The sequence below is a fragment of the Maricaulis salignorans genome (assembly GCF_900103475.1).
In the GTDB taxonomy this organism is placed as follows: Bacteria; Pseudomonadota; Alphaproteobacteria; order Caulobacterales; family Maricaulaceae; genus Maricaulis; species Maricaulis salignorans.
On record NZ_FNHG01000019.1, the window covers coordinates 31661 to 57322 of the forward strand.

Below are 25662 nucleotides of genomic sequence, written 5' to 3' on the forward strand. Positions count from 1 at the left end.
GCGGACTGTGGTGGTCCGAGTTTAACCAAGTCTTGTCGGTCACGCATTCGCGGGGGTCGGGGGCCGGGCGATGCGCGCCAGCAGGGCAGTAGCGATCCGCTCGGCGCCGCGCCCGTCGCACAGCCGGGCGGCGCTGGCCGACATTTGCGCCAATTGCGGCGGCGAAACATGGCGCAGCAGGGCGGGCAACGCGTCTGCCAATGCCTGGGGCGTCTCGATCATCAGGGCCGCACCGGCTGCGGCCATGGCCCGGGCCGCCGGCCGCTGGTTTTCGGCCAGCACAATGACCAGGCTCGGCACGCCGAGAACGCAGCGCTCCAGGGCGCTGCCGCCGCCGGCGCCGATGGCCAGGTCGGCGGCCATGACACACTCGGCCATGCGGTCGACATCAACCAGGATATGGAACTTCGGGTCGTTTTCCGCCGCCTGCAGCAAGCCGGGCAGGCTCGGCGCAAGCGGGCCGAGAATGACGTCGATCGTGATGTCCGGCAGGCTCTTGCGGGCCAGGGCGACAATTTGCGCGCTGATGCCGCCGACATCGGTCATCCCCATTGAGACCAGCAGGCGCGACAGACCCGGACTGGCCAGCCGCCGGGCCAGCGAGGCGGACCGCAAGCGGGCAAAATCGGGCCGCAAAGGCGTCATGTCCGGCCCGAGCAGGAGGGTCGCGCCGGGCGGCACCCGGTCGGCATAATCGGCCGGTTGGCGGTCAAAGCCCTGATCGCCCAGCAGGTCGCAATCATGGACCCGGTCGGGCAGGTCCTCCAGCACGGCGATGACCGGTGCGATCTGCCGCATCCGGCTCTCATCGGCACGGGTGGAGGTGTAGAGGTCGACGAGGATGGCATCGGCCTGGCCACCCCAGGCCGGCGGGAGGTCGAAATCGGCGGCCGAGCGCGCTGTCATCACCGCAAAACCGGATCGCGACAGGGCCGGGACGAGATCGCTGGAACCGGGGGCGCAGGCAAAGGCGATACTGGCGCCGCGGGCCTTGAGCGAGGCGGCCAGCGCCAGGCATCGCATGATATGGCCGCCGCCCAGCTCAGGCCCGGCATCGGCCCGGACCAGAATGCGTGCAGGCAGGGCCGCAGCCGACATCAGGCGGCGTTCGCTTCGCCTATGAGTTCGCGCAGCGATGGGCCGTCGAGTTGTTCGGCATTATTGTCGGAGGAGTAGGACCAGTCATCGGGGACCCGGTTGGCACCCTGGCCGAGATAGCGCGCCATCAGTTCGCCGGCATAGGCCGGCAGGATGGCAAAACGGTCGCTGAGTTCGACGGTCGAGCGGGCATCGTCGGACGGCACCATGATTTCGTGCAGTTTTTCGCCGGGACGGATGCCAATCACCTTGTGTGGCAGCTTTGGCGCGATGGTGTGGGCGAGGTCGACCATGCTCATCGACGGAATTTTCGGAACGAAGATCTCGCCGCCGCGGGCCATGGCCAGGGTGGAGAGGACGAAATTCACGCCCTGCTCGATCGTGATCCAGAAGCGGGTCATGCGCGGGTCGGTGATGGGGAGGTGGTCGGTGCCCTCATCAATCAGCTTGCGGAAGAAGGGGATGACCGATCCGCGCGAACCCACGACGTTGCCATAGCGCACGACCGAGAAAATCGGGCCGTCAGCACCGCCCATATGCTGGCCGGCGGTAAAAATCTTGTCGGCAGCCAGTTTGGAGGCGCCGTACAGATTGATCGGGTTGGCGGCCTTGTCGGTCGACAGGGCGCAAACATGTTTCACGCCACATTTGATGGTCGCGCGGACAACATTCTCGGCGCCCATGACATTGGTCTTGATGCATTCGAACGGATTGTATTCGGCAATCGGGACATGTTTCAGCGCCGCCGCATGGATGACGATATCGACCCCGCGCATGGCCTGTTCCAGGCGCGATTCATCGCGGACATCGCCAATGAAATAGCGCAGGAAGGGATAGTCGCTCGGTGAGAATTGCTGAGCCATTTCATATTGCTTCAGCTCATCGCGCGAAAAGATGATCAGTTTGCGCGGCTTGTAGTCGCGGCAAATGGTTTCCACGAAACGCTTGCCGAACGAGCCGGTCCCGCCAGTGATCAGCACGGATTTGCCGTCCAGATCGATACGGGGTTCCCGGAAAGTGCGGCTCATCACCATCTGTTCCAGCGCATCTTCTTCGATCGGTGTCTTGGCCATATTGGGTCTCGTGATTCGCCTGTCGGACTCGACGCTGGCGTGCAGCGGTTAACGAGGCGTTAGGAGAGTGCCGCTGACACTGATACTACACTGTTTCATCAGGCTACTCTTCAAGGCTGGTCATGACCCTCGCCATCATCGTTCAAGCGCGTCTCGGCTCGTCCCGGTTGCCGGGAAAAATTCTCAACCCGCTCGGTTCGAAGACCGCGCTGGCGCGAGTGCTCGACCGCTGCGCCCGCATAGCCGGAGCCGATCATGTCATTGCTGCGGTCCCCGATACCGAGGCCGATAATGCGGTCGCGGATGCGGCCCGCGCGGCAGGCTATGCCGTCAGCCGCGGGTCGGAGAGCGACGTGTTGTCGCGCTATGCCAAAGCGGCACGCGATTGCGGCGCCGAATATATTATGCGGGTCACCAGCGATTGCCCCTTCATCGATCCGCAGATCTGCGAACGCGTGATCGGCCTGTTGCATGACACCCATGCTGACTATGCCAGCAATACGATGCCGGCCCTGTTTCCGCACGGGCTCGATTGTGAAGTCTTCCCGGCCGTGTTGCTGTATCGCGCCGACCGTCTGGCGAGCGAAGCGGGCGATCGTGAACATGTCACACCGTGGCTGCGCCAGAACCCGCACCTCCACCACGCCTGCCTCACCGGGCCCGGCCAGGGGCTGGAGCGCTTGCGCTGGACGCTCGATTACGCCGAGGATCTGGAATTCTTCCAGGCCGTCTATGAGGAACTCGGCGAGGCCGCCGCGACCGCGTCAGCGGCTCAGCTGGCAGCCTTGTGTCTGCGCCGTCCCGACCTTGTTGCGATCAATGCCGGCCGGCTCGATACGGGCCGCCTGGACAATCCGCAGCTGGCCGAAATCACCAGCGCGCCCTTCGCCCTGCGCGAGGCCGCCTGAGACCGGCTTTTGATCCTTGCTGGCAAGACTTTATTCGCACTCTGAGCCTAGTCTCGTAGCCTGGATCAGAAGGGTTTTGCATCGTGGCCGTTTACGGGTTGGATTTATCGGTACTGAATGGCTGGTACCAGTCCAGGCTCAGTGCGTCGCAAGCGTCCAATCTCGCGCCCCAGACCCGTACCGCCAATGAACAGGCTGCGGCCGGTGTGACGCCGCCCTGGGATGTTTCCAGCGAATCCGCCTCGATCGAGGAATTGCGCCGTGGCGTATTGGCCAGCGGCGAGTTCTTCGACTCCAAGAAAAGCGCATTCTCCGATCTCAAGGCCCCGGATGATTACAAGGCGCTGTTTGACCTCTATGTCGGGCTGAAGACCCTGTCCTCACTGGCCGAGAAGGCGATGGACAAGACGGTCTCGGAAACCGATCGCAAATTCATCAATACCCGTTTCGCCGAAGGTCTGGCCCAGCTGGACAGTTTCTACGATTCGATGAAGCTGGACGGCCTCACCCTGCTCAAGGGCAAACAACTCTCCAGCGCTGACAGCACGGTGGCGATCAGCCGCGGCGAGTCGGTCTATGTCACCGGCAAGGTGCATAGCGGTGACTTTGATGCCGAGGTGGCGAGCCTGACGGGCGATGTGCAATTCACCGTTTCGGTGAAGAAGAACGGCCTCACGCAGGACATCGCCATCAATCTGGCCGATATGGGCGCCACGACGCGCTCGCTCGACAATGTCTCGGCGCATATCAATACCGCACTTGAGGGTGCCGGCGTGATGACCCGTTTTTCCCGCGTCAAACTGGGCACGCCGGACGAGAACAATATCATTCCCGGCAGCGATTACGGCTTCAAGGTCTCGGGTATTTCCACCGAAGTGGTCAGTTTCAGTGCCGCTTCGGGCAGCCCGGCCATCTATCTCGCCGGCACGTCCGGCCTCAATGACAACGCCGCTGGCCAGGTCATCAAGCTGACCGATCTCGGCGCCGCCGCCCCGACGACCGCCTTTTCGACCCGGCTCGAGGCCGCACCGGACACGAGCGAAGTTGCCATTGTGGGCAGCGAGGACGACGAAACCCGCACCAAGGAAGAGGTCAATCCACTCGAGATCAAATCGAGCGCCACCGCGACGGATGGCAGTGTGTTTGTCGTCGGCACGACCTCGGCCGCGCTGGGCGGTGCCGATATCAAGGGTGAGCACGATATGGTGCTCGCCAAGTATGATTCCACCGGCAAGATGGTGTGGAGCCGCGTGCTCGGTGCTGCCGCCGAAGCCGGCGCGACCAGTGTGGCCGTTGATGACAGCGGCAATGTCGTTGTCGCCGGCATTGTCGAGGGCGGGCTGGGCAGCACGACCGATATCGGCGGCAAGGACAGCTTCGTCGCCAAATACAATGCCAATGGTGTCGAGCAATGGCTGTCGCGTTTTGGCGGCAGTGGTGATGACCAGCCCAATGCGGTGACGATTGCCGGCGATGGCACGATCTATGTCGCCGGCAAGGCCGCGAGCGCCTTTGGCGGCGCCAATCATCTGGGCGGTGCCAGTGATGGCTATCTGCGCGCGATCAATTCCAGCGGCACGACGCTCTCGACCACACGCATTGGCGGCGTTGGCGATGAATCGGTGTCAGCCCTGACCATGGCATCGGACGGCAATCTGATTGTCGCCAGCCAGGAAGACGGCGTCGGCGTGATCCGCAAATTCGACACCGCCGATCTGGCGGCCGGCCCGCTCTGGACCCAATCGCTGGGCGATATGGGCGCGGGCCGTATTGGCGATATCGCGGTCGATGGCAGCAATATCTATATCGCCGGTTCCGCGGGCGGCAGCTTCGCCCCGAGCGCCCCGATCACAGCCCATTCCGGCGGCGACCGCGATGCCGTTCTGATCAAGCTGACCGATGGCGCGGCCGCCACGGTGGATTACACAACCTTCCTTGGCTCCGACAAGGATGAAACGGCCAATGCCATCACCCTGGATGGCTCCAAGGTCTATCTCGCCGGCAAGACCACGGGCGCGCTGCCCGGACAGTCACTGATCGGTGATCGCGACGCCTTTGCGGCCAGTTTCAACGCTGCCGACGGCGCTTTCGACTGGGCCGTCCAGCTCAGCGGCCGTAGCGGTATCAGCGAGGCGACCGGTGTTTCCGTTGTCGCCGGTGGCGATTCTGTGCTCGACGCGATGGGCCTGCCAGCCGGGACGCTGACCTATTCCGACAGCCGTGTCGTTACCGACCGCACCGCCGCGCGCGACGGCGATCATTTCTATCTTTCCGTCAATGGCGGCAGCCGCAAGAAGATCACGATCGACGCCGATGACACGATGCGATCGCTCACCTTCAAGATCAATGGCGCCCTGATCCTCGACGGAACAGCCGATGTCCGGCGCGCCACCAATGGCGATGCCCTGCGCATCTCGCCGAAGGAAGGCTCGACCATCGAGCTCTTCGCCGGCGGTGACGGGCGCGACCTGCTCAAGGCGCTGGGCATGGCGCCCGGCGCGATCGTCAAGAAAGTCTCGGCGCTCGACAAGGATGGTTCGGCCGATGCGCCGCCACTTTTCGCGATGGACCTGCCGACGCTGCTGGAACTGTCGGACAAGGATACGTCCAAGACCGCTTTCGACGCGATCAGCCACGCCATGACGATTGTCCAGCGGTCCTATCGCGAGTTGACGACGCCGGCGGCGCTGAAGAATCTGCTCAATGAGGGCCCGGGCAAACGTGGCGGTACCGTGCCGGCCTATCTGAGCCGGCAATTGGCCAATTACTCCGCCGGGCTGGAACGCCTGGGCGGCTCGTCGAGCGGCGGGCTATACTAGGCCGGACCGGTCTTCGCACTGTGGCATCCCCGACAGGCAGCGCTGTGAGCGCCTAGGCCGTCTGATTCAGGGCGATGGAGAGGCCGCGCGTCTGTTGCGGCCGCTGGGCGGCACCCGGGCCATAGCCATGGCCGGTGCTGCGCTGGCGTTCGGCTTCCTCGGCAATGGCGCGGACAACGCCCTCGGTGATCACCTTCATCGCTGTCACGGCGCGTGAATTCTCGGCCAGGGCAGCATGGAAACTCACCGTCGCCTCGCGCAATGTGTTCTTGAGCGGTGCCGGTGCGCCGGCAAAGCGTGTCGGTTCGCTGCGGGCCCGGGCGACCTCGCTGCGATAGATATTGGCCAGCTTGCTTTTCTCATCCTGCAGCGCAACCGCATCCTGTGGCCGGCGGCGCTGAAACATCTGGGTCTCACTACGGATGAGTTCGGTCAGGCGGGCGGTCAGGCGCAGGAGCGCCTCGGCGCGCTCGGCCCCGTTTCTCGCTGCAAGTTCGGTCATTGGCTCTCTCCACCCTGGCTGTCAGCGGCTTCCTGGTAGCGCAGGATCTCCGAGGTGAGGCGATCGGACAGGCCCAGTCCGCCAGCCTGCGACATGACCTTGGCGTATTCCTCATTGAGCATGCCGCGAAAGGCATTCTCGCCGGGCCCGCCGCCGAAGGGATTATCCTCGCCGACCTGGGCAAACATGGCTTCCATCATCTGCGCCAGGAAGACGGATTCGAAATCCTCGGCCGCAGCGCGGGCCGCATCGGCCGTCGTGCCGCTGGTCTGGGCGGTGACATTGCCCGAACGCGAGGCGCCGAGTGCCTGGTTGAGCTGAAAGTCGAGCAGGCTTTCCATTACAGAACCTCGATTTCTGCCTGCAGCGCACCGGCTGCCTTGATGGATTGCAGGATGGTGATCATGTCGCGGGGCGTGACGCCAAGGGCATTGAGCCCGTCAACGAGTTCGCTGAGCGAGACGCCGCCATTGAGAACGCCGAGCTGGGTATCATCCTCGGTGACCGAGATATCGGTACGGGGCAGGACAACCGTCTCGCCGCCGGAGAAGGGGGCGGGCTGGCTGGCCACCGGGCTTTCGCGGACCGTGATGGTCAGATTGCCCTGGGCGATCGCCACCGTGGAGACACGGACATTCTCGCCCATCACGATGGTGCCCGTGTTTTCGTCGATGATGATGCGGGCCGGCTGGTCAGCCTGGACGCGCAATTGCTCGATCTCGGAGAGGAGGTCGATCATGTCGCCATTATAGGAGGCGAGGCGGGTCAGCTCGACGGTGGCCGGATTGGTCGCACGCGCGGCGCTGGCGCCCATGAAGGCATTGATGACATCGGCCATGCGGCGCGCGGTGGTGAAATCGGGATTGCGCAGCGAAAGCCGCAGGGAGGTGCGATTGGCAATCTCCTGCCAGGGATCCATCCCGGTGCCGTCAAACGGGTTTTCCACCAGGGCGCCATTGGCGATGCGGCCGCTGGTCGGAACACCGCGTGTGACCGAGGCACCGTCGCCGCCGGCGGCAAAACCGCCAATGGTCAGGGTTCCCTGGCTGACGGCCCAGGCGCGGCCATGGCTGTCAAACAGGGGCGTACCGATCAAGGTCCCGCCCTGCAGGCTGCCGGCATCGCCGATCGCCGAGACGGTGACGTCAATGCGTGAACCCTGTGAGGAGAAGGCGGGGAGTGTGGCGGTGACCATCACAGCGGCAATATTGCGCGTGTTCAGATTGGCGTCGCGGGTATTGACGTTGAAATGCTCGAGCATCGCGTTGAGCGATTGATTGGTGAAGCTGGAATTGCGCAGCGAGTCGCCCGTGCCATCGAGACCCACAACCAGGCCATAGCCCACCAGGTGATTATCGCGGACATCCTCGACATCGACCATGTCCTTGATTCGCGACGAGGCGAGGGCCGGGGCCGACAGGAGCAGGGCGGTCAGGACAGTAATGAGCAGACGCATTTTGCGGTCTCCGGAAAGATTCTCCCCAAGCATTGCGAATGGCGTGCCAGAGCCGGTTTGAAGGGATATAAAATTATGCTATTTAAATCAGGTGTTTGCCTCCGGTCATTTTGCGCGGCCAGCCGGTAAAACTCGCCGGTGGCGGCAATCGCCGGGCAAGATCTGCCGGGCGGGGCGGCGGGATTAAGCCTCTGTTAACGGCGGCGGCGCATCCCTGAAGGTCATCGAACAGGAAGCGATTCTCGTTATGAAAGTCACAGGTCCCCGCTCAGCGAGCTCAGTTTCTACCGGCAAGCGCGCCTCCGGCTCGTCTGCAGGCGGCGACAGATTTACGCTTGAACAGGCCACGCAATCCTCTGCGGCGATGGCGAGCGCACCGATGACCGGCGTCAGCTCGGTGGATGCCATTCTGGCACTGCAATCGGTTGGCGACTTCAATGAAGCGCGCAAACAGGCGACCGGACGGGCGATGGAATTGCTCGACGTGCTCGATGAGCTCAAACTGGCCTTGCTGGAGGGCGGGCTGCCGAAAGCGAAGTTGGTCGCGTTGATGAGTCTGCTGCAGACGCGGCGCGATGATACCAATGATGCCGGGCTGGAAGCCGCCCTGGATGAAGTCGAGATCCGGGCAGCCGTCGAGCTCGCGAAATTCGGCTGATCCGGCAGCCGTCTACCGGTTCGCATGCTCCCCATTTCCCAATCTGGTCAGATTTTTGCTAGGTGAGCCCGGTCGGCGAGCAGCGTCACCGCGTTGACTCGGCGTTCACCGTGCATATGCTCCGCCCGCTTTCTGGGGGGAGAGCCTGTAGGCGACAGTTGTTGAGTAGAAGGCGATGATGGAATCTGAACCGATCGAACTCCCCGCGGGCTACCGGCCCAGCGAAGACGAGCCATTCATGAGTGAGCGGCAAAAGGAGTATTTCCGTCTCAAACTGATCGCCTGGAAGGAAGATATCCTGCGGGAGAGCAAATCAACGCTGTCCAATTTGCAGGCTGATCAGGGGGCATTGCCGGATATTGCCGACCGTGCCTCGACCGAAACGGATCGCTCCCTTGAACTTCGCGCCCGCGACCGCCAGCGCAAGCTGATCTCCAAGATCGACAGTGCCCTGCGCCGGATCGAGGAAGACGCCTACGGATATTGCGAAGCCACCGGCGAGCCGATCAGCCTGGCCCGGCTTGATGCCCGCCCGGTCGCCACGCTCTCGCTCGAGGCGCAGGAGCGTCACGAGCGCAAGGAACGCGTCCACCGCGACGACTAGCTCCGGCCGAATACGCCGATAACCCCAAAAAAAACGGGCCGCCGCGATTGCTCGTGACGGCCCAGAGAAGCCCGATGGTGGCGGGATGTCTGCCCGGCCCGCCTGCCGCGATCTCTGTTCGCGCGAGGCCGGCCGGCTGTCGGGTTGCTGATGCCGCCTAGAAAGGCATCAGGATATTGTAGAGTTCCTGGCCATAGCTGGGACGCTGGACTTCGGAGAGATGTCCACGCCCACCGTAGGAAATTCTGGCCTCGGCGATCTGGGTATGGCTGATCGTGTTGTCGGAACCGATGTCCTGGGGCCGGGCGATGCCGCTGATCAGGAGTTCGCGCACCTCGTTATTGACCCGCACTTCCTGGCGGCCTGCGAGCACCAGATTGCCGTTCGGCAGCACCTGGGTGACGATGGCGGCGACTGTCAGCGAAATCGACTCGCCGCGGTTGACCGTGCCGGTCCCCGAGGTTGATGAGGCCGAGCCGAGGCTGGTCAGCGAGCTTGGATCGATCGAGTCATTGAAGAATTGCGTCAGGTCGATCCCGAAGAATTGCGTCAGATCGGAATCTTCTGCCGCCGTGCGCGAACGGCTGGTCGTGTTGTTCAGCTGGGCGCTGTCGGAAATATCGATATTGACCGTCAGGATATCGCCAATGCGTGCCGCGCGCGGATCGCCAAAGAAGGTTGGCGAATTGGCGTTCCAGAGCGAATTGGTCTGGGTGGCCGGCAGCCGCCGCGGCATCACAGGCATCGGGATTTGCGAGGGCCCGGTGCCGGCCAGCACGGCCGGGTTTTCGATGGGCCGCATCGGCGGGGTCTGGCCGACTTGCGACAGGCGGGTGGTGGCACCACAGGCCTGGAGGGCGAGCGCGGCGATGATGATGACGGTTATCTTGCGGATCATGATGGTCTCCAGGGCCTAGAAGCTGGCGGCAGGGCTGGCGAAGACGCGGGCGCGGCCGGGGCCGTCTACCATGGCTTCAACAGTGCGGTTGGATTGCAGATTGACGAAGCGGATCAGCTCGCCATCGGCGGCATTCTCCATGGCGCGGGCGCGCACGCTCAGCTGGATGCCGCGGGCTTCGAACATCAGGGTGACCAGATCGCCGCGATTGACCAGAATGGCCTCCTGCACGTCATAGCCACGCAGGGGTTCGCCGGCCCGCAGGGCGCGGCGGGCCTGGTGACCGATGATGGCCCCCGGGTCGAGTACCGAATCCGGACGGACGCGGTCGCTGCGCAGCGACACCCAGCGAATATCATCATCGCCGATCACCTCGCCGGCCGCGACAGGCTGGACGAGGACAGGGATGTCGATGGTCTGATAGGCCCGGCCGGTCACCCGGACTGTTGCGGCGCCGTCGAACGGCGCGATATCGGCGCTGAGCATGCCGGTGCGTGGATCATAATTGAGGGCACTGATCTGCGGCCCGCCAATTGTACCGACCGGCGCGTGCAGGGCGAGATTGGTATTGGCGAGCTGGACTTCATGCTGGCCGCCTTCGCGGGCAAATAATTCACCCTCAATCATGCCGGTCAGCTCACGGGCGTCGACGACACGGCTGGCGCGGGTCACGGTCAGGCGCAGCAGTCCGGATGCATTGGCCCAGTCAAGCTCGTGATCGGCCGCGATCTGGCGCACATAATTGATGTCGAGCGCCAGGCGCGCACCGGGAGCTGGCGATCGGGCCAGAACGGTGGCGGCCTGTGGTCCGCCGACTTCGAACAGGTCGCCAAGGGTGATTTGTGGCCCCTCGACGACCAGCGTTTCGCGCAGGAAGACGGGCTCTGATGCGAGGGCCGGTGCCGTGGTGAGGCAGGCGAGGGCAAGCAAGCTGGCGCGGATCATCTAACGGTCCTCCTAGCGAAGGTTCGAGGTGGCGGACATCATTTCGTCGGACGCGGTAATGACGCGGGCATTCATTTCATAGGCGCGCTGGGCCTGGATCAGCGAGGTGATTTCGGTCACCGCATTGACGTTGGAGGCCTCAACGAAGCCCTGCATGACATAGCCATAACCCGGTGAGCTCGGGGTGCCGGTTGCGGCCGCGCCGGAGGCGGCGGATTCGAGGAAGAGGTTGTTACCAATGGCTTCCAGGCCGGCATCATTATTGAAGGTCGAAAGCTCGAGCTGGCCGACGGTCTGCGGGTCGGTCTGGCCATCGATCAGGGCCTGGACCTGGCCCTGCTCATTGATGGCCACGCTGCGGGCGCCCTGGGGGATGACGATGCCCGGCGCGACGGTATAGCCGTCGGCGGTGACGATCTCGCCTTCCGGGCTGACGGCGAAGCTGCCGGCGCGGGTGTAGGCGTCATTGCCATTGGGCATCTGGATCCGGAAATAGCCATCACCATTGATCGCCAGGTCGAAGGGGTTGCCGGTATTGGCCAGCGAGCCCTGTTCGGTGATGCGATAGATCGAGGCGGTCTGGACGCCGAGCCCGACCTGGATACCGGTCGGCACGATGGTGCCGGCGTCCGAGGAGCTGACCCCCATCTGCTGGACATTTTGGTAGAGCAGGTCCTGGAATTCAGCGCGCTGCCGCTTGAACCCGGTCGTGTTCATATTGGCCAGATTGTTCGAGATGACCTCGACATTGAGCTGTTGGGCTTGCATGCCCGTGGCGGCAGTCATGAGAGAGCGCATATCGGTCCTCTTTCCCTTTAAACCTTGCCGAGGCGCTCAATGGCGCGACGGTTGATGTCTTCGGCTTGTTCGACAAATTTCGACACAGACTGATAGCTGCGCATGATGGTCATCATGTCGGTCATCTCGACGATGGGCTGGACGTTGGACGCCTCGACAAAGCCCTGGCGCATGACCGGCGACAACATGGATTGCGGGTCATTGCGGCCGTCGGGATTGTCGGTCTGGACGTAGCGGCCATTGCCCTGTTTGGAGAGGGCCGAGAGATCGGTGATTTCGAACACGCCGACCGTTCCGACCGGCACGCCATCCTGGGTGATGGTGCCGTCCTGGGAGATGCTGGTCGATTGCGCCGACGGGTTGAGCATGATCGGACCGCGCGTCGCCGCATCGAGCACCGGCGCCCCGTCATGGGCTGTCAGCTGGCCGGCATTGTCGAGATGGAAGCGGCCATCGCGGGTGAATTGCTCGGCACCATTGACGCTAACAGCGAAGAAGCCATCGCCCTCAATCGCGACGTCGAGATTGCGGCCGGTTCTTTCCAGCGTACCCTGGCGGAAATCGCGGCCCATGCCCCAGACATCGGCGAATTGAAGGTCGGTCGGGCCGTCAGCCTGCGAGGCGGTCGGGGCGGCATTATTCTCGATCAGGAGTGATTCGACCTTGAAGCCCGCCGTATTGGCGTTGGCGATGTTATTCGCCACCACATCCATCGCCTGGCGCAGGGCCATTTGGCGCGACAGGCCGATCATCAGAGTATTATCCATGGGCATATTCCATTCTGGATGCCGGTGTTCGCCACCGTCTGCGGCGTTGCCACAAACCATTGCATCCGGCGTGCCAAGGTTAATATCGCGCAAAATCAATCGGTTGGTCTTGTAGCGGGGTTGGGGAGGCCCTGCGGCAGGGGCAATCCTGTCCGGGCAACTGGGCAGGAATTGCCGGTTCCGGCGGGAAGGCTACGGAGTGTTAACCGCGCTGGCCGTTAATCATGCAAAGCGATTCCCTTGCAGGAGACCGGCATGGCCGACGATCCGGAAGAAAACGAAGACGAAGACGGCGGCGAGGCCAAGGCCAAGCCGAAAATGGGCGTGCTCAAGCTCGGCCTGTTTATTGGCCTGCCGGCGATTATCCTGCTGCTTGCCGGTGTGGCCGGTTTCATGATGTTTGCCGGCGGAGGTGATGAGCCCGTTCTCGAGGCTGTACTCGACGAGCATGGCGACCCTGTGCTCGACGATCATGGCCAGCCGGTGATGGCGGCTGCCGGGGGGCATGCTGAAGCGGAAGAGGAGCATGAGGCGCAGGCCTATTACTTCCCGCTGCGCGATGCCGATGGTGCCGAGGACCCGATCATTACCAATATCCGTTCGGTCGATGGCCGCCCGGTTACGGTGATGCTGAAGATCACCCTGGAATCCTCCAATCCGGATTTTGGCCAGGTCATCGATGCTCATATCGATCCGATCATGGACCAGTTCATCATGTTCCTGCGCGAGCTGCGCGAGGACGATCTCTACGGTTCGGCCGGAATGCACCGTGTGCGTCTGGAATTATTGCGGCGGGTGAATCTGGCTATTGAACCGGAATACGCCGACGCCGTGCTGATTCAAGAATTCATGATTGTCGATTAGGACCCAACTGCATGTCTGACGATATGGACCAAGATGCGCTCGCTGCCGAATGGGAAGCCATGGCCGAGGACGGCGATGATCTCGACCTCGCCTCCGAATGGGAAGCCATGGTCGGCGGCGATGATGATTCGTCCGACATGGCCCAGTCCGGCGGTGCCCAGGAGCGTATCCTCAATCAGGACGAGATCGACAGCCTGCTGGGCTTTTCCCTCTCCGATGATGATGCGGCCGACAAGTCGGGCATTCGCGCCATCATCAATTCGGCACTCGTCTCCTATGAGCGTTTGCCGATGCTCGAAATCGTGTTCGACCGGCTAGTCCGGTTGATGACGACGAGCCTGCGCAATTTTACCTCGGACAATGTCGAGGTCAGCCTCGACAATATTTCCTCGATCCGGTTCGGCGATTATCTCAACTCGATCCCGCTGCCGGCCATCCTGGCGGTGTTCCGCGCCAAGCAGCTCGATAATTACGGCCTGCTGACCGTCGATTCCAACCTGATCTACTCCATTGTTGACGTGCTGCTCGGTGGCCGTCGCGGGACCTCTGCCATGCGCATTGAGGGCCGGCCCTACACCACGATCGAGCGCATGCTGGTCCAGCGCATGATCGAGGTCGTGCTCGGCGATGCCAAACAGGCTTTCCAGCCATTGACCGAGGTTGATTTCGATCTCGAGCGTGTCGAGACCAATCCGCGCTTTGCCGCCATCGCGCGCCCGGCCAATGCCGCCATCCTGGTCAAGCTGCGCATCGATATGGAAGACCGCGGCGGCCGCATCGAGCTCTTGCTGCCCTATGCGACGCTCGAGCCGATCCGGAAAATGCTGCTGCAGCAATTCATGGGTGAGAAATTCGGTCGCGACAATATCTGGGAAGGCCATCTGGCCACCGAATTGTGGTCGACCAAGATGGAAGTTCACGCCGTGCTCGACGAGCAGCGCGTGACGCTGGGCCGGGTGATGGATCTCAAGGTGGGCGACACGCTCTTCCTGGATGCCTCGCCGACCAGTGAAGTGGAATTGCGTTGTGGCAATGTGCCATTGACGCGCGGCCGGATGGGCCGACTCGGACACAGTGTTGCCCTGCGCCTGAGCGGTCCGCTCTCGCCGGTAGCCAAGAAAACAATGATGAGGTTCGCATGACACTCGCAGGTCTGATTTTCGAGGCGCTGGTCGCCGGTCTCTTGCTGGTCGCTGTCGTCATGTGCTGGCGCGTCGATCGCCGGCTCAACGCGCTCAAGCGTGGCCAGGATGGCGTGCGCAGTGCGGTGATCGCGCTCAACGAAGCCACCGACCGCGCCCGTGCCAGCCTGGCGGCGCTCGAACGCGCCACCACGGAGTCCGGTGAAGTACTCGAAGCCCGGGTGCGCGAGGCGCGCGGCCTGTCCGAGGAATTGCGCCTGATGACCGGCCAGGCCGATCGGACCGCCGACACGATCTCCCGCCGGGCACCGCGCCGCCGCGCTTCGGAGATTTTCCCCGAAGGCGCCGGCTCCTCGGTGATCAATGGCCTGAAGGATGTGAGATAGACCATGATGCGTGAACCCATGCGCCTGCTTGCTGTCCTCGCCATCCTGATGGGCGGCCTTTTCGCCCTCAAGACGATCTCGGTCGCCAATGGCGCCGCCGACTGGTGGCAGGCCCATGCTGCAGGCGTGGAGCAGGACACGGCCGCCGCAGCGACGGCTGACACGGATGACGAGCCGGCTCCGGCCGCTGCGGCGCCGATCAGCCTGGGTGACGCCGAAGCGCCGGAGCCGGTGGCTGCGGCCGCGACACCGTCTGCCGAATTCGCCAGCCGCATTGCCAGTGGCGTGCGCACGGCCGATGAGGAACGGGTGATCTATCGCCTGCGCGAACGCTCCATCGAGCTGGACCGCCGTGAAAGCGAGCTGGAGACACGCGAAGCCCTGATGCTGGCGATGGAACACCGCGTCGACACCAAGATTGGTGAACTGACGCAATTGCGCACCCAGATTGAAGGCCTGGCCGGCAATCTGACCGAGCGCGAATCGGAAGACATGAATGTCATCGTGTCCTGGTATGCCGCGATGGATGCCGGCGATGCGGCGACCCGGATTTCGAGCCTTGATCTGGACACCCAGTTGCAGATCGCCTCGCGGATGTCGCAGCGCACCTTTGGCGGCATTCTCGCCGAGATGACGCCGCTGGCCGCTGCCAGCCTGACCGAGCGCATGGCCGCGCGCAGCAATCTTCCCGATACCGTGGCCGAGCTGGAGGCGCGGATTGCCGAAGGCGGCTAGACATATCGGCTTTCTGTCCGGCCTGGCGCTCACCTGTTGTCTGAGCCCGGCCGTGCTGGCTCAAAGTGCCGCCGATGTCCGCGTCGAGCGCGAGGGCGCAACTGCGCGCATTATTCTCGATTATGAGGACAGTATTGGTGATGCCCGCCCGACCGCGACGGCCGGGCTGGAATACTCCGTTCTGCTGATCCGCCTGAGCGAGGCCATGCGCGCCGACATTTCCGGCCTGGCCGACGAGATCGGTGATCTGGCAGCGCGTGCCCGGCTGGATGCGGACGGTGCCACCTTGCGGATCGCCTTGACGCGCCCGGTCGAAACACGCGTATCGGCCAGTTATGACCAGGTCGCGATCGATCTCGCCCCGCCCGGCACGCCGGCGCTTGCGCCACTGGTCTCGCCGCGCGAGCAGGCCGAGCGCGAGGCCGCCGCACGTGCCGCCGAACTCGCCGCCAGCACGCCCGCCGGCCCGCCACCGCTTGATCCGGTTCCGGTCCGCTACCGGATTGGCCAGACCACGGAATACACCCGGCTTGAACTGATCTGGCCGCACGAAGTCCCCTTTACCCTGAGCCAGACGGGCGACACGGCCGAACTGCGCTTCAGCGAACCGGCTGATATTTCGCTCGGGCGGTTGACCGGTTCGCCGCCGGATTTCCTGCGCGCCGCGAGCCAGGAACGCATCGGCAATGACTGGATATTGCGCCTGGATCTCGATCCCGGCGTCCAGGCCCGGGCCTGGGCTGACGGCGCGCGGGTCAATATTGATTTGCCTGACCCGGCCGCTGCCGGTGCCGAAGCCCTGCTGGCACAACTGGCCGGCCTGCGGGCGCCAGACGAACTCGCTGAACCTGCCGTGGAACCGGCCCCCGAGCCCGCTGCGGTGCCCGTCGTCCTGAGCCGCGATGATCCCACGCCCATTGCTGCGGATGTGCAGCCGGACGGGCCGGCACAAATCGCGCCTGCAGCGGACGTAATCGCGCCGGAGGCGGGGCTCGATCCCGTGCCCGAGAGCGGCATTATACCGGTCCTTCTGGCCGAGACGAATGGTGATTTGCGGGCCGAATTCCCCTGGGCGGCGCCCGTGGGCGCAGCGATTTTCCGGCGCGGTGAGGCGATCTGGATTGTCTTCGACGCCGCCGCAGCCTTGCAGTTCGGCGAATTTCCCGGCGGACCGGACCGTCACATCCGTGATTATGAGGTCATGCAGGGCGCCGACTACACGGCCGTGCGGCTGGTGACATCCGGTGTGACGCAAGCGGAGGCCCGGATCGATGGCGGCCGCTGGATCATTGTCTTCAGCGACCGGATCGACGCGCCGCCGCGCCCGATCCAGATCCGCCGTGATGCCCGTCTCAACCGGCCGGGCCGTATTCTGATCGGGCTTGATGGCGCTCATGCCATTCGCTGGGTCCCGGACCCGGTCGTGGGCGACCAGATCGCCGTGGTGACCGCCACCGGTCCGGTACAGGGACTGATATCCCGTCGCGATTTCGTCGGCGGTGCACTACTGCGCTCGGCCCATGGCGGCGCTGTGGAAGTCGTCGCCGAAGATCTCCAACTGGCCCTGATCGGCTCCGGTGCCGCGATTGGCCGCCCCGGCGGGCTCGACCTGACCCCGGCTGCCAGCCTGACCGGCGAAGGCGATGCCAATGCCGCGGCGCTGGCCTCGCCGGCGATGATGGATTTCGCCAGCTGGCACGGGGAAGGGCCTTTCCTTCCGGCCTGGAATGCGCGTTTGCGGCAATCCGCTCTGGAAGACAGTTCGGAGAGCCGTCTTGCGCTGGCGCGCTTCCTCCTGTCCCGCGACATGGCCCTGGAAGCGCTCGGCATGCTCGATTTCGCCATCGATCGCGAACCGCAACTCGCGACCGATTCCCATGTCCGCACCCTGCAGGCCGTCGCCGCCTACGAGATGAACCGGCTCGATGATGCGACCCGCTTCCTGGCTGATCCGTCCTTGCTCGTCGATCCCGCGGCTGATCTGTGGCGCGGCATGATTGCTGTCGGTCATGAGCGTTGGCCGGAGGGGCGCCGGCGTCTGCTGGCTGGCCAGGCTGTGGCTGGCGCCTATTCGCCTGAATGGCAGGCGCGTTTCGCTGTGGCCCAGGCACGCGCATCGCTGGAACTTGGCGACCTCGCTGCGGCGCAGGATTTCCTCTATCGCGTCGACGAAGGCGAGCCCGATGACCGGACCCGGCTGGACGCTGCCTATATCGCCGCCCGGATCGAGGCCGAATCCGGCAATCTGGACGAAGCGATCCGCCGGTTCGAACGCCTCGCGGAATCCGGCGTCCCACCGCTGGAGGCGCACGCGCTTTACGAATTGTACCGGCTGCAGGTCGCCGATGGACGCATGAGCCGCGAAGACGCGATCGACGCGCTGGAAAACCTGCGTTTCCGCTGGCGCGGCGACACAATTGAACTCGACACCGTGCGCCTGCTCGGCGAGCTCTATGTCCAGTCGGGCAGTTTTGCCCGCGGGCTCCAGACCATGAGCACGGCGCAATCACGCTTCCCCGACACCGAGGCCGGGCGCCGCATGGGCGGCGACATGGCGGCGATTTTCCGCCGGCTTTTCCTCGAAGGCGAAGCTGACCGGATGGATCCGGTCGAAGCTGTTGCGATCTTCTACCAATACCAGCATCTGGCGCCGATCGGTTCCGATGGTGACCGCATGATCCGCCGCCTGGCCGACCGCCTGATCGCCTTTGATCTGCTCGGCCCGGCGTCGGAATTGCTGCAACACCAGGTCGGCTGTCATCGCATCAGTACGGGGGCTGATTGCACCTATCGCCTGCGTGAACCGACGGCGCGGGCCCGCGTCGCCACCGATCTGGCCGTGGTCTATCTGATGGATCATCGCTATGAGGACGCCCTCAACACAATCCGTGGCTCGCGTGTCGCCGGTCTGCCTGAAGCCCTGGTTGATGAACGTTATTTGCTGGAGGCCCGGGCCTTGTCCGAGCTGGGGCGTCATGAACAGGCGCTGGAGCTGATCCAGGACGATCAGTCACCGGCTGCGGCCCGCCTGCGCGCCGATGTGACCTGGGCCCAGCGTGACTGGCCCAATACCGGCCGCCGGCTGGAAGCCCTGCTGGGCAATCGCTATCTCGATGCCGCGCCGCTGACGCCATCGGAGCAATCCGATCTGGTGCGGGCCGCAATCGCCTATTCCCTGTCGGGCGATCGCGCAGCGGCCGGGCGGCTCGGCCGCCGTTATGGCGAGGCGATGGCAATCACCGAGGGGGCCGCGGCCTTCGAGGTCCTGACCGATGATGACACGCCGCCGGGCAATGTCCGCTTCTCGGACCTGGCGGCCCGCATCGCGCGCATCGACACGCTTGATGCCTTCATGGAACCCTTCCGGGCGCGCTTCAATAATGGCGGTGGACCGGCCTAGGGCGGGTTGAGCCTCAAGCGTTTGTCTGAACTCTTCCGATCGCGCCATCGTTTGGCACTTGAGCCGGCCGCATTGAGCTGAGTCGTGGCCATGCAGCGGGGTGGTCAAGCGGAGCCGGGATGGGCGCGCGGCTCGCTGCGGGTGTCTCTCAGCGGAAAGTTGCGGGCGCGAGGTCCGCGCCGGAAGCGCCTCTGTCGACAGACCGCCCCTGGTTTCAGGGGCTCGCTAACTGAGCGTGCCGAAACTCTGCACCAGCGCTCCGGTCACCAATCGCCAGCCATCCACCAGCACGAAGAAGATCAGCTTGAACGGGAGTGAGATCACCACCGGCGGCAGCATCATCATGCCCATCGACATCAGGATGGAGGCAACGACCAGGTCGATCACCAGGAAGGGGATGAAGAGCAGGAAGCCAATCTCGAAGGCGCGTCGCAATTCGGAAATCATGAAGGCCGGCGCGACGACAAAGAAAGAGGCGTCGGCGGGGGTTTCGGGCACTTCGCCCTGGGACATGCCGATGAAGAGGCCGAGATCATCCTCACGGGTATGCATCAGCATGAAGGCCTTGAGCGGGTCGGTGCTGAGGTCAAACGCCTCGGTCAACTCGATCTCATTGTTGAGCAGGGGCTCGATGCCCTCATTATAGGACTGGGTGAAAACCGGGGCCATGATGAAGGCGGTCAGGAACATCGCCAGGCTGACCAGCACCGCATTGGGCGGGCTTTGCTGGAGGCCGAGGCCCGTACGCAGGAGCGACAGCACGACGGTGATGCGTACGAAACTTGTCGTCATCACCACGATGGAGGGCGCCAGAGACAGCACCGTCATCAGGGCGATCAGCTGTAGCACGCGCTCGGTCAGCCCGCCTTCAGTACCGGTATCGATCGTGATCGACTGGGCCTGGGCCCCGCCGCCCAGCAGCAGGACCGCGCCGAGCGCAAACAGGCCGAGATAGAGCCAGAAACCCTTTTTCATGTTTCGGTTTCCCTGTTCGCCAACGGGCTTTGCGCCGGCACATCATGGCTGGCCAGAATGGTTTCGCGCTCGGCACCGAGCAGAAGGATATGTTCGCGATTGTCGCAGCGCACGATGACAATGCGGCGGCGTGGATCGACGCTCATGGTTTCGCTGATCGACAGGCGGCGCGTCGTTGCGGTGAGGGCCCGCAGACCGGTCACGCCCTGGAGGATCCAGCCGCGCTGCACCGCATAGGCGAAGAAGCCCATCGCGCCGAGCAGGCCGAGCAGGACCATCAGGGCGAGCAGGTAATGGCTCCAATTGACGAGGTCATTCATGGCAGGGCCGCATTTTGCTTCATCTCGCCTTGTGGGCCGATGCGGTTAAGCCAGCGTTAACCGTGCGGGCGCAGCCTGAACCCTAATCAGAAGGCGATTCGCTCATGCGACCCGAAGACGTGCCCGTACTGGGGCTTTTGACCCAATCGATGAATTTCCACAATCAGCGCCAGCGCGTGATTGCGGAGAATGTCGCCAATGCGAACACGCCCGGCTATGTCGCCCAGGATCTTGATGAAGGCGAATTCCAGCGCAGTCTGCGTGAACAGATGCAGGCACGCTCTGCGGCCCGTTCGACGCAGGGCACCTTGCCGGCACTGACATCGCCGACGCGCCAGTGGCAGACCCAGGATGCGCCGGACTCCGAGACCACCGTCAACGGCAATACGGTCGTGCTCGAGGAGCAGATGATGCGGGCCAATGAAAACCGCATGGAATACGAGAGCGCCTTGAGCCTCTACCAGAAAAGCCTTGGCATGATCCGTACCGCGATCCGCCAGGCTGGCCGCTAGTCGGGAGAGTAAGTTATGGGAAATGCTTCAGATGCGATGCAGGTCTCGGCCTCCGGCATGCGGGCCCAGGCGGCCCGGATGCGGATTATTTCCGAGAATATCGCCAATGCCGATTCGACGGCACGCGAAGCGGGCGGCGATCCTTACCAGCGCCAGATCCCGATCTTCGACACCGAGCTCGACCGGGCTTCCGGCGTCAATCGCGTCCGCATGACCGATGTCGCCCGGGACGAATCCGAGTTCACGCTGGAATATGATCCCGGCCATCCGGCCGCTGACGAGAGTGGCTATGTACGCACCTCCAATGTCAGCATGCTGGTGGAAATGATGGATATGCGCGAAGCCTTGCGCAGCTATGAAGCCAATCTCAACATGATTGAAAACAGCCGGCGCATGCAGGAGCGTGCGCTTGACCTCCTGCGCCGCTAGCCGGTCGCATCACTGACTCAGAACGAGTTTGAAGGATAAATTCAATGGCAGGTGATCTCACCGGGGTACAGGCCTATCAGGCCGCTATCCGTTCCGCCCAGAATGCTGTCGGCAATGGCGGCGAGAAAGTCGATGCCGGCGGATTTGGTTTCGGTGACATGGTCGCCGAGGCGATCAGCCAAACCTCCAATTCGCTGGGCCATGCCGAGCAGATGACCGCCGCGTCGGCCACTGGCGATGCCGAGCTGATCGATGTCGCGACCGCGGTGTCGGCCGCCGAGATCTCGCTGGAAACCATGGTCGCGGTTCGCGATGAAGTGGTTCGCGCCTATCAGGAAATCCTGCGCATGCCGATCTAGCATCAGCCCCGAACGACCGCAGTAATCCGACAAAAAAAGGCCGCCCGATCATCCGATCCGGCGGCCTTTTTCTGGTCTGCTATGCCAGCCCTAGTGCGGCGTGGCAGCGATATAGTCCTGGACGCGCTCTTCCAGGATCGCCAATGGCATGGCGCCCTGGGTCAGGACGACATCGTGGAAGTCACGGATGTCATAGGCCTCGCCCAGCTCGGCTTCAGCGATACCGCGCAGGCGCAGGATCTCGAGCATGCCGATCTTGTAGGCATTGGCCTGACCCGGATAGACGACATAACGGTCAATCGCATTCTCGACATCGCCCTGTGGGTTAGGCGTGTTGGTGGCGAGATAGTCGACCGCCTCCTGGCGGCTCCACTGGTGGTGATGGATGCCGGTATCGACCACAAGCCGGCAGGCGCGCCACAATTCCATCGCCAGGCGGCCGAAGTCGGAATAGGGGTCGGAATAGAAGCCGAATTCGCGCGGCAGCAATTCGCTGTAGAGGCCCCAGCCTTCGGTATAGGCCGTGTAGCCGCCAAAGCGGCGGAAGGATGGAACCCCCTCCAGTTCCTGCATGATGGCCAGCTGCATGTGGTGACCCGGAATGCCCTCATGATAGGCGAGCGCTTCCATCTGATAGGTCGGCATGTCGGCCATATCGCGCAGGTTGGCGTAATAATAGGCCGGCCGTGATCCGTCTGGCGCCGGACGGTTGTAGAAGGCCTTGCCCGCCGAGGCCTCGCGGAAGGCTTCGACCCGGCGCACTTCCAGCTCGGCGCGCGGGAAGGTGTTGAACATTTGCGGCAGTGCTTCGCGCATCGTGTCGATCAGCGCCGTGGCGTCGGCGAGATAGGCGGTGCGGCCGGCCTCGTCATTGGAATACTGGAATTGCGGATCGGTGCGCATGTATTCGAAGAAGTCCTGCAGGGATCCCTCAAAGCCGACCTGCTCCATGATGCCACGCATTTCGTCATGGATACGGGCGACTTCCGACAGGCCAAGCTGGTGGATCTCCTCGGCGGAGATATCCATCGTCGTATAGCCATTGAGCAGGTAATTATAATACTCGCCGCCATCGGGATGCTTCCAGATGCCATCATCGCTGCTGGCGGTCTCGGCCTGTTCCTCGAACAGGGCGATGATCCGGCCATAGGCTGGTGCCACGACGTCGCGCAGGGCCGCTGAGGCGTCGGCCAGCAGCTGATCCGCTTCGTCCTGTGGCAGGCCCAGGGCTGCGACCTTGCCGCGGAAGTCGGCCATGATCGGGCTGTCATCGCCATCGTCGAACGGGGCGCCAGTGATGATGTTCTGCGCCGTGCGGATCATCGGTGGATAGGTCCAGTCCGGCGTCGAGACGCCGAGCTCGAAGGAGCGGCGCGCATTGGCGATATTCTGGTCGAGATAGGGGCCCAGATTGCGCAGGCGGCCGATATAGGCCTCCGCGTCGCTGACATCGTCGATACGGTGATTATTGATCAGGAAGGTCGGCGAATTCATGTGCGGACCGGAGCGCGGCGTGAAGGTATAGCCGTGATCGACCCAGCGCTGGCCGTCGGCGGCCCGCTGGGCATTATATTCAAACAGGCGCCAGGAAAGTTGCGCGCTTTCATCGAGGGAATCGAAGTCGAAATTTGCCAGCATGTAGGCAAGGTCGGCCTGGCCGAGTTCGAAGTCCTCGCGCTCATATTCCGGCGAGGCGTCATTCCACTGATCGTAATTGGTCTTCATGCCGAGGAAGGTCTGGGTCATCGGCGAGCGGGCGACATTGCGCTGGAACACCTCTTCAAACCAGGCATTGAGGCGCACGGTCTCCGCGGACAGGACGGGCTGTTCGCTGCCGGTATCGGCCGGCGCGGACGCCGTATCTGCGGCTGGCGCGGTGCTGGCCGCAGGGGGTGTGCTGGCCGGGTCGGAGCAGGCGGCGAGCAGGGCTGCGCTTGCGGCGCTGACCAGGAAACGTTTCAGATTCGTCATTTCATTCTCCCTCAAGGCGCCGTTTCAGCGCGCTTGGACTCAACATAATCATTCACAAGCTCGGTCAGGACCGGCAGCGGCAAGGAGCCATTCGTCAGCACCACATCGTGGAATTCGCCGTAATCGAAGGCATCGCCCAACTGGGCTTGCGCGAAGTCACGCAGAGCCCGAATGCGTATCTGGCCGATCTTATAGGCGGTCGCCTGGCCGGGCCAGACGATGTAGCGCTCGACCTCGCGCGTGATCTCTTCCTCGGTAAAGGAGGTATTGGTGCGCAGATAATCGATCGCATCCTGGCGCGACCAGCGCATCGAATGGATGCCGGTATCGACGACCAGCCGTCCGGCACGCCACAGCTCGTAGGCGAGACGGCCGAAATCCTGATAGGGGTCGGTGAACATCCCCATATCCTTGCCCAGGCTCTCGGCGTAGAGCGCCCAGCCCTCACCAAAGGCCGGCAGGTAGAGCAGGCGCTGGAACATGGGGGTGTCGTCGGCTTCCAGCGCTAGGGTGAGCTGGAAGTGATGGCCCGGAATACCCTCATGATAGGCGAGGGTCTCCATCTGATAGATCGGCAGATTCCGCATATTCAGCGTATTGGCGTAGAAGGCGCCGGGACGCGTGCCATCCATTGTGCCGGTATTGTAGAAGGCGCTCGGTGACCCGGCGGCCCGGTAGGGCTCGACCTCGCGGACTACCATTTCGCCGCGTGGCACGGTGTCGAAATAATCCGGAAGCACACCGCGCACGCGGTCGAAAATCGCATTGACCCGCGTCATGTATTCGGCCCGGCCCTCATCGGTGCTGGGCAGGTAGAATTGCGGGTCGGAGCGCATGAATTCGAAGAATTCAGCCAGCGTGCCCTCAAAGCCCACCTGCTCCATGATGGCGGCCATCTCGCCATGAATTCGGTCCATCTCGTCGAGCCCGGTCTGGTGAACTTCCTCGGGCGAGAGGTCGTGCATGGTGGTGAAATTGGCCAGCTGGGCCTGGTAATAGGCTTCGCCGCGCGGCAATTTCCAGGCCCCGTCGCGATCATCCGTCATCTCGCGATGACGCTCGAACATGGCGAGCAGATCGGTATAGGCCGGGCCGACCTGTTCGATCAGCGCTGTGGTGGCGCGGGCGATCAGATCAGCCTTGGCGTCGTCATCAATCTCGAGCGCCTCGACCTTGGCTGTGAAATCCGCCAGCAGGGGCGAGACCGTGCCGCTGTCATCGAAAGGGGCACCGGCGACGAGCTGGGCGGTGTTGTCGATCAGATAGGCAAAGGCGAAGCGTGGCGGCAGCACGCCGGCCGCGGCGCGTGTTTCGGCCTGTTCGATCAACTCGCCCAGGATCGGCCCCATGCCGTCGAGACGTCGGATATAGGCTTCCGCCTGTTCGGTATTGGCGACGCGATGCTGGCTGATGAGTGTGGTTGGCAGGCCGGTATGCGGGCCAAACATCTGGGTGAAGATATAGCGCTGGTCGCGGAATTCGTAGTTACGGATCCCGGTTTGCTGGAGGTATTCGAACACGCGGTAGGAGACCCGCGCCTTGGCGTCGAGGGCATCAATATCGAAATTATTGCGCAATTGGTCGAGGCGCTCGATCCGGCGCGCATTGGCCGCCGCAGCATCGGCTTCATCGACTGCATCCCAGCGGCCATAGGCGTCGAGGTCGTCGATACGACCCAGCGCCGTCTGGCCTTCCGGCGAGCGCGCGAGATCCTGTTCAAACAGCTCGGCAAACCAGGCATTGAGCCGGGCTGTTTCGGCCTGTTCGCTGGCCATCTCCTGCACGGTGGCGGTGTTTTCGGCAGGGCTGGCCGATTGCTGTTGCGGCGAACAGGCCGCCATCAAGGCCAGCAGCGACACCGCCATGGGTGTCTGGATCATACGACGCATCTTGTTTCCCCGATGTCTGCCGCCGGCAATCCTGCGTGGCTTGCGCCCGCGTCCGGCTCGATCAATATCCGGGCGGCACCGTCAGCGGATATGCCGGTCCGGTCAAGACCTGCATACGGCAGACGGCCGGAGGGGGCGACGGCCGCCTCCTCCG

Annotated in this window: 25 protein-coding genes; 12 read left to right on the forward strand and 13 right to left on the reverse strand. The window is 63.4% G+C overall.

The genetic code is table 11. The features are described 5' to 3' along the window. Positions 1-39 precede the first annotated feature (39 nt). Both pseG and pseB read right to left on the reverse strand, forming a co-directional pair. Positions 40-1098: a UDP-2,4-diacetamido-2,4,6-trideoxy-beta-L-altropyranose hydrolase gene (pseG, locus tag BLT42_RS12810; RefSeq protein WP_091771420.1), complete on the reverse strand. Its 1059-nt coding sequence runs from the start codon at positions 1096-1098 to the stop codon at positions 40-42. Then, entirely contained in the window at positions 1098-2171 is a 1074-nt protein-coding gene (gene pseB / locus BLT42_RS12815) for a UDP-N-acetylglucosamine 4,6-dehydratase (inverting) (RefSeq protein WP_091771422.1), read from the reverse strand. The genes pseG and pseB overlap by 1 nt, the downstream gene beginning before the upstream one ends. A 122-nt stretch (positions 2172-2293) precedes the next feature. Between pseB and BLT42_RS12820 the strand changes: the two genes are divergently transcribed. Beyond that, complete coding sequence (locus BLT42_RS12820) at positions 2294-3079, forward strand: cytidylyltransferase domain-containing protein (protein ID WP_091771424.1); 786 nt, start codon at positions 2294-2296, stop codon at positions 3077-3079. A 98-nt stretch (positions 3080-3177) separates the two neighbouring features. Continuing rightward, positions 3178-5898 carry an NHL repeat-containing protein gene (locus BLT42_RS12825; RefSeq protein ID WP_233342486.1) on the forward strand — a complete coding sequence of 907 codons (2721 nt, stop codon included), beginning with the start codon at positions 3178-3180 and terminating at the stop codon, positions 5896-5898. 52 nt (positions 5899-5950) lie between these two features. Here the strand turns inward: BLT42_RS12825 and BLT42_RS12830 are convergent, their stop codons facing one another. From BLT42_RS12830 to BLT42_RS12840, 3 genes are read right to left on the reverse strand one after another with little or no spacing between them, the layout of a single operon-like run. Next, on the reverse strand, positions 5951-6400 hold the full coding sequence (locus tag BLT42_RS12830; protein ID WP_091771428.1) for a flagellar basal-body protein FlbY: 450 nt from the start codon (positions 6398-6400) through the stop codon (positions 5951-5953). Further along, a complete protein-coding gene (locus tag BLT42_RS12835; protein ID WP_091771430.1) occupies positions 6397-6741 on the reverse strand; it encodes a rod-binding protein in 345 nt (114 codons plus the stop codon). Before BLT42_RS12835 ends, BLT42_RS12830 begins: the two co-directional genes overlap by 4 nt. Then, the gene (locus BLT42_RS12840) at positions 6741-7856 is read right to left on the reverse strand and encodes a flagellar basal body P-ring protein FlgI (RefSeq protein ID WP_091771478.1); all 1116 of its coding nucleotides are present in this window, start codon (positions 7854-7856) and stop codon (positions 6741-6743) included. Before BLT42_RS12840 ends, BLT42_RS12835 begins: the two co-directional genes overlap by 1 nt. A 247-nt stretch (positions 7857-8103) precedes the next feature. Here BLT42_RS12840 and BLT42_RS12845 point away from each other — a divergent pair, with 247 nt between their 5' ends. Both BLT42_RS12845 and dksA read left to right on the forward strand, forming a co-directional pair. Then, on the forward strand, positions 8104-8514 hold the full coding sequence (locus BLT42_RS12845) for a flagellar assembly protein FliX (protein ID WP_091771432.1): 411 nt from the start codon (positions 8104-8106) through the stop codon (positions 8512-8514). Between the two features lie 175 nt (positions 8515-8689). Then, positions 8690-9118 (forward strand): RNA polymerase-binding protein DksA, encoded by a 429-nt coding sequence (gene dksA, locus BLT42_RS12850; protein WP_407657309.1) that lies wholly within the window; start codon positions 8690-8692, stop codon positions 9116-9118. 157 nt (positions 9119-9275) lie between these two features. Here the strand turns inward: dksA and flgH are convergent, their stop codons facing one another. From flgH to flgF, 4 genes are read right to left on the reverse strand one after another with little or no spacing between them, the layout of a single operon-like run. Continuing rightward, on the reverse strand, positions 9276-10016 hold the full coding sequence (gene flgH, locus BLT42_RS12855; RefSeq protein ID WP_091771434.1) for a flagellar basal body L-ring protein FlgH: 741 nt from the start codon (positions 10014-10016) through the stop codon (positions 9276-9278). 15 nt (positions 10017-10031) lie between these two features. Then, positions 10032-10961 carry a flagellar basal body P-ring formation chaperone FlgA gene (flgA, locus tag BLT42_RS12860; protein ID WP_091771436.1) on the reverse strand — a complete coding sequence of 310 codons (930 nt, stop codon included), beginning with the start codon at positions 10959-10961 and terminating at the stop codon, positions 10032-10034. A 12-nt stretch (positions 10962-10973) separates the two neighbouring features. Further along, entirely contained in the window at positions 10974-11759 is a 786-nt protein-coding gene (gene flgG, locus BLT42_RS12865; RefSeq protein ID WP_091771438.1) for a flagellar basal-body rod protein FlgG, read from the reverse strand. 17 nt (positions 11760-11776) lie between these two features. Continuing rightward, positions 11777-12526 carry a flagellar basal-body rod protein FlgF gene (gene flgF / locus BLT42_RS12870; protein WP_091771440.1) on the reverse strand — a complete coding sequence of 250 codons (750 nt, stop codon included), beginning with the start codon at positions 12524-12526 and terminating at the stop codon, positions 11777-11779. Positions 12527-12781: 255 nt separating this feature from the next. Between flgF and BLT42_RS12875 the strand changes: the two genes are divergently transcribed. The 5 genes from BLT42_RS12875 to BLT42_RS12895 are packed head-to-tail and all read left to right on the forward strand — an operon-like array spanning position 12782 to position 19053. Further along, positions 12782-13390 (forward strand): flagellar basal body-associated FliL family protein, encoded by a 609-nt coding sequence (locus tag BLT42_RS12875; protein ID WP_143024146.1) that lies wholly within the window; start codon positions 12782-12784, stop codon positions 13388-13390. A gap of 11 nt (positions 13391-13401) precedes the next feature. Next, positions 13402-14532 (forward strand): flagellar motor switch protein FliM, encoded by a 1131-nt coding sequence (fliM, locus tag BLT42_RS12880; protein ID WP_091771443.1) that lies wholly within the window; start codon positions 13402-13404, stop codon positions 14530-14532. Then, entirely contained in the window at positions 14529-14918 is a 390-nt protein-coding gene (locus BLT42_RS12885) for a DUF6468 domain-containing protein (protein WP_091771445.1), read from the forward strand. The genes fliM and BLT42_RS12885 overlap by 4 nt, the downstream gene beginning before the upstream one ends. Positions 14919-14921: 3 nt before the next feature. Continuing rightward, positions 14922-15653: a MotE family protein gene (locus BLT42_RS12890; protein ID WP_091771447.1), complete on the forward strand. Its 732-nt coding sequence runs from the start codon at positions 14922-14924 to the stop codon at positions 15651-15653. A 52-nt stretch (positions 15654-15705) separates the two neighbouring features. Further along, positions 15706-19053 carry a tetratricopeptide repeat protein gene (locus BLT42_RS12895; protein ID WP_143024147.1) on the forward strand — a complete coding sequence of 1116 codons (3348 nt, stop codon included), beginning with the start codon at positions 15706-15708 and terminating at the stop codon, positions 19051-19053. A gap of 225 nt (positions 19054-19278) precedes the next feature. On the opposite strand, the gene fliP is transcribed toward BLT42_RS12895, so the two are convergent. Together fliP and BLT42_RS12905 are read right to left on the reverse strand one after the other, a co-directional pair. Beyond that, positions 19279-20028, reverse strand: coding sequence for a flagellar type III secretion system pore protein FliP (fliP, locus tag BLT42_RS12900; RefSeq protein ID WP_091771451.1), 750 nt, complete (start codon positions 20026-20028; stop codon positions 19279-19281). Then, positions 20025-20348, reverse strand: a complete 324-nt coding sequence (locus BLT42_RS12905; protein WP_091771453.1) for a flagellar biosynthetic protein FliO — start codon at positions 20346-20348, stop codon at positions 20025-20027. The genes fliP and BLT42_RS12905 overlap by 4 nt, the downstream gene beginning before the upstream one ends. A gap of 104 nt (positions 20349-20452) precedes the next feature. Between BLT42_RS12905 and flgB the strand changes: the two genes are divergently transcribed. From flgB to fliE, 3 genes are read left to right on the forward strand one after another with little or no spacing between them, the layout of a single operon-like run. After that, a complete protein-coding gene (gene flgB, locus BLT42_RS12910) occupies positions 20453-20860 on the forward strand; it encodes a flagellar basal body rod protein FlgB (protein WP_091771455.1) in 408 nt (135 codons plus the stop codon). A 15-nt stretch (positions 20861-20875) separates the two neighbouring features. Beyond that, positions 20876-21289: a flagellar basal body rod protein FlgC gene (gene flgC / locus BLT42_RS12915; RefSeq protein ID WP_091771457.1), complete on the forward strand. Its 414-nt coding sequence runs from the start codon at positions 20876-20878 to the stop codon at positions 21287-21289. 44 nt (positions 21290-21333) lie between these two features. Beyond that, positions 21334-21648 (forward strand): flagellar hook-basal body complex protein FliE, encoded by a 315-nt coding sequence (gene fliE, locus BLT42_RS12920; RefSeq protein ID WP_091771459.1) that lies wholly within the window; start codon positions 21334-21336, stop codon positions 21646-21648. Between the two features lie 90 nt (positions 21649-21738). On the opposite strand, the gene BLT42_RS12925 is transcribed toward fliE, so the two are convergent. Both BLT42_RS12925 and BLT42_RS12930 read right to left on the reverse strand, forming a co-directional pair. Then, positions 21739-23619 carry a DUF885 domain-containing protein gene (locus BLT42_RS12925; RefSeq protein ID WP_091771461.1) on the reverse strand — a complete coding sequence of 627 codons (1881 nt, stop codon included), beginning with the start codon at positions 23617-23619 and terminating at the stop codon, positions 21739-21741. Positions 23620-23630: 11 nt separating this feature from the next. Further along, positions 23631-25508: a DUF885 domain-containing protein gene (locus BLT42_RS12930; protein WP_091771462.1), complete on the reverse strand. Its 1878-nt coding sequence runs from the start codon at positions 25506-25508 to the stop codon at positions 23631-23633. Between the last annotated feature and the right edge of the window lie 154 nt (positions 25509-25662).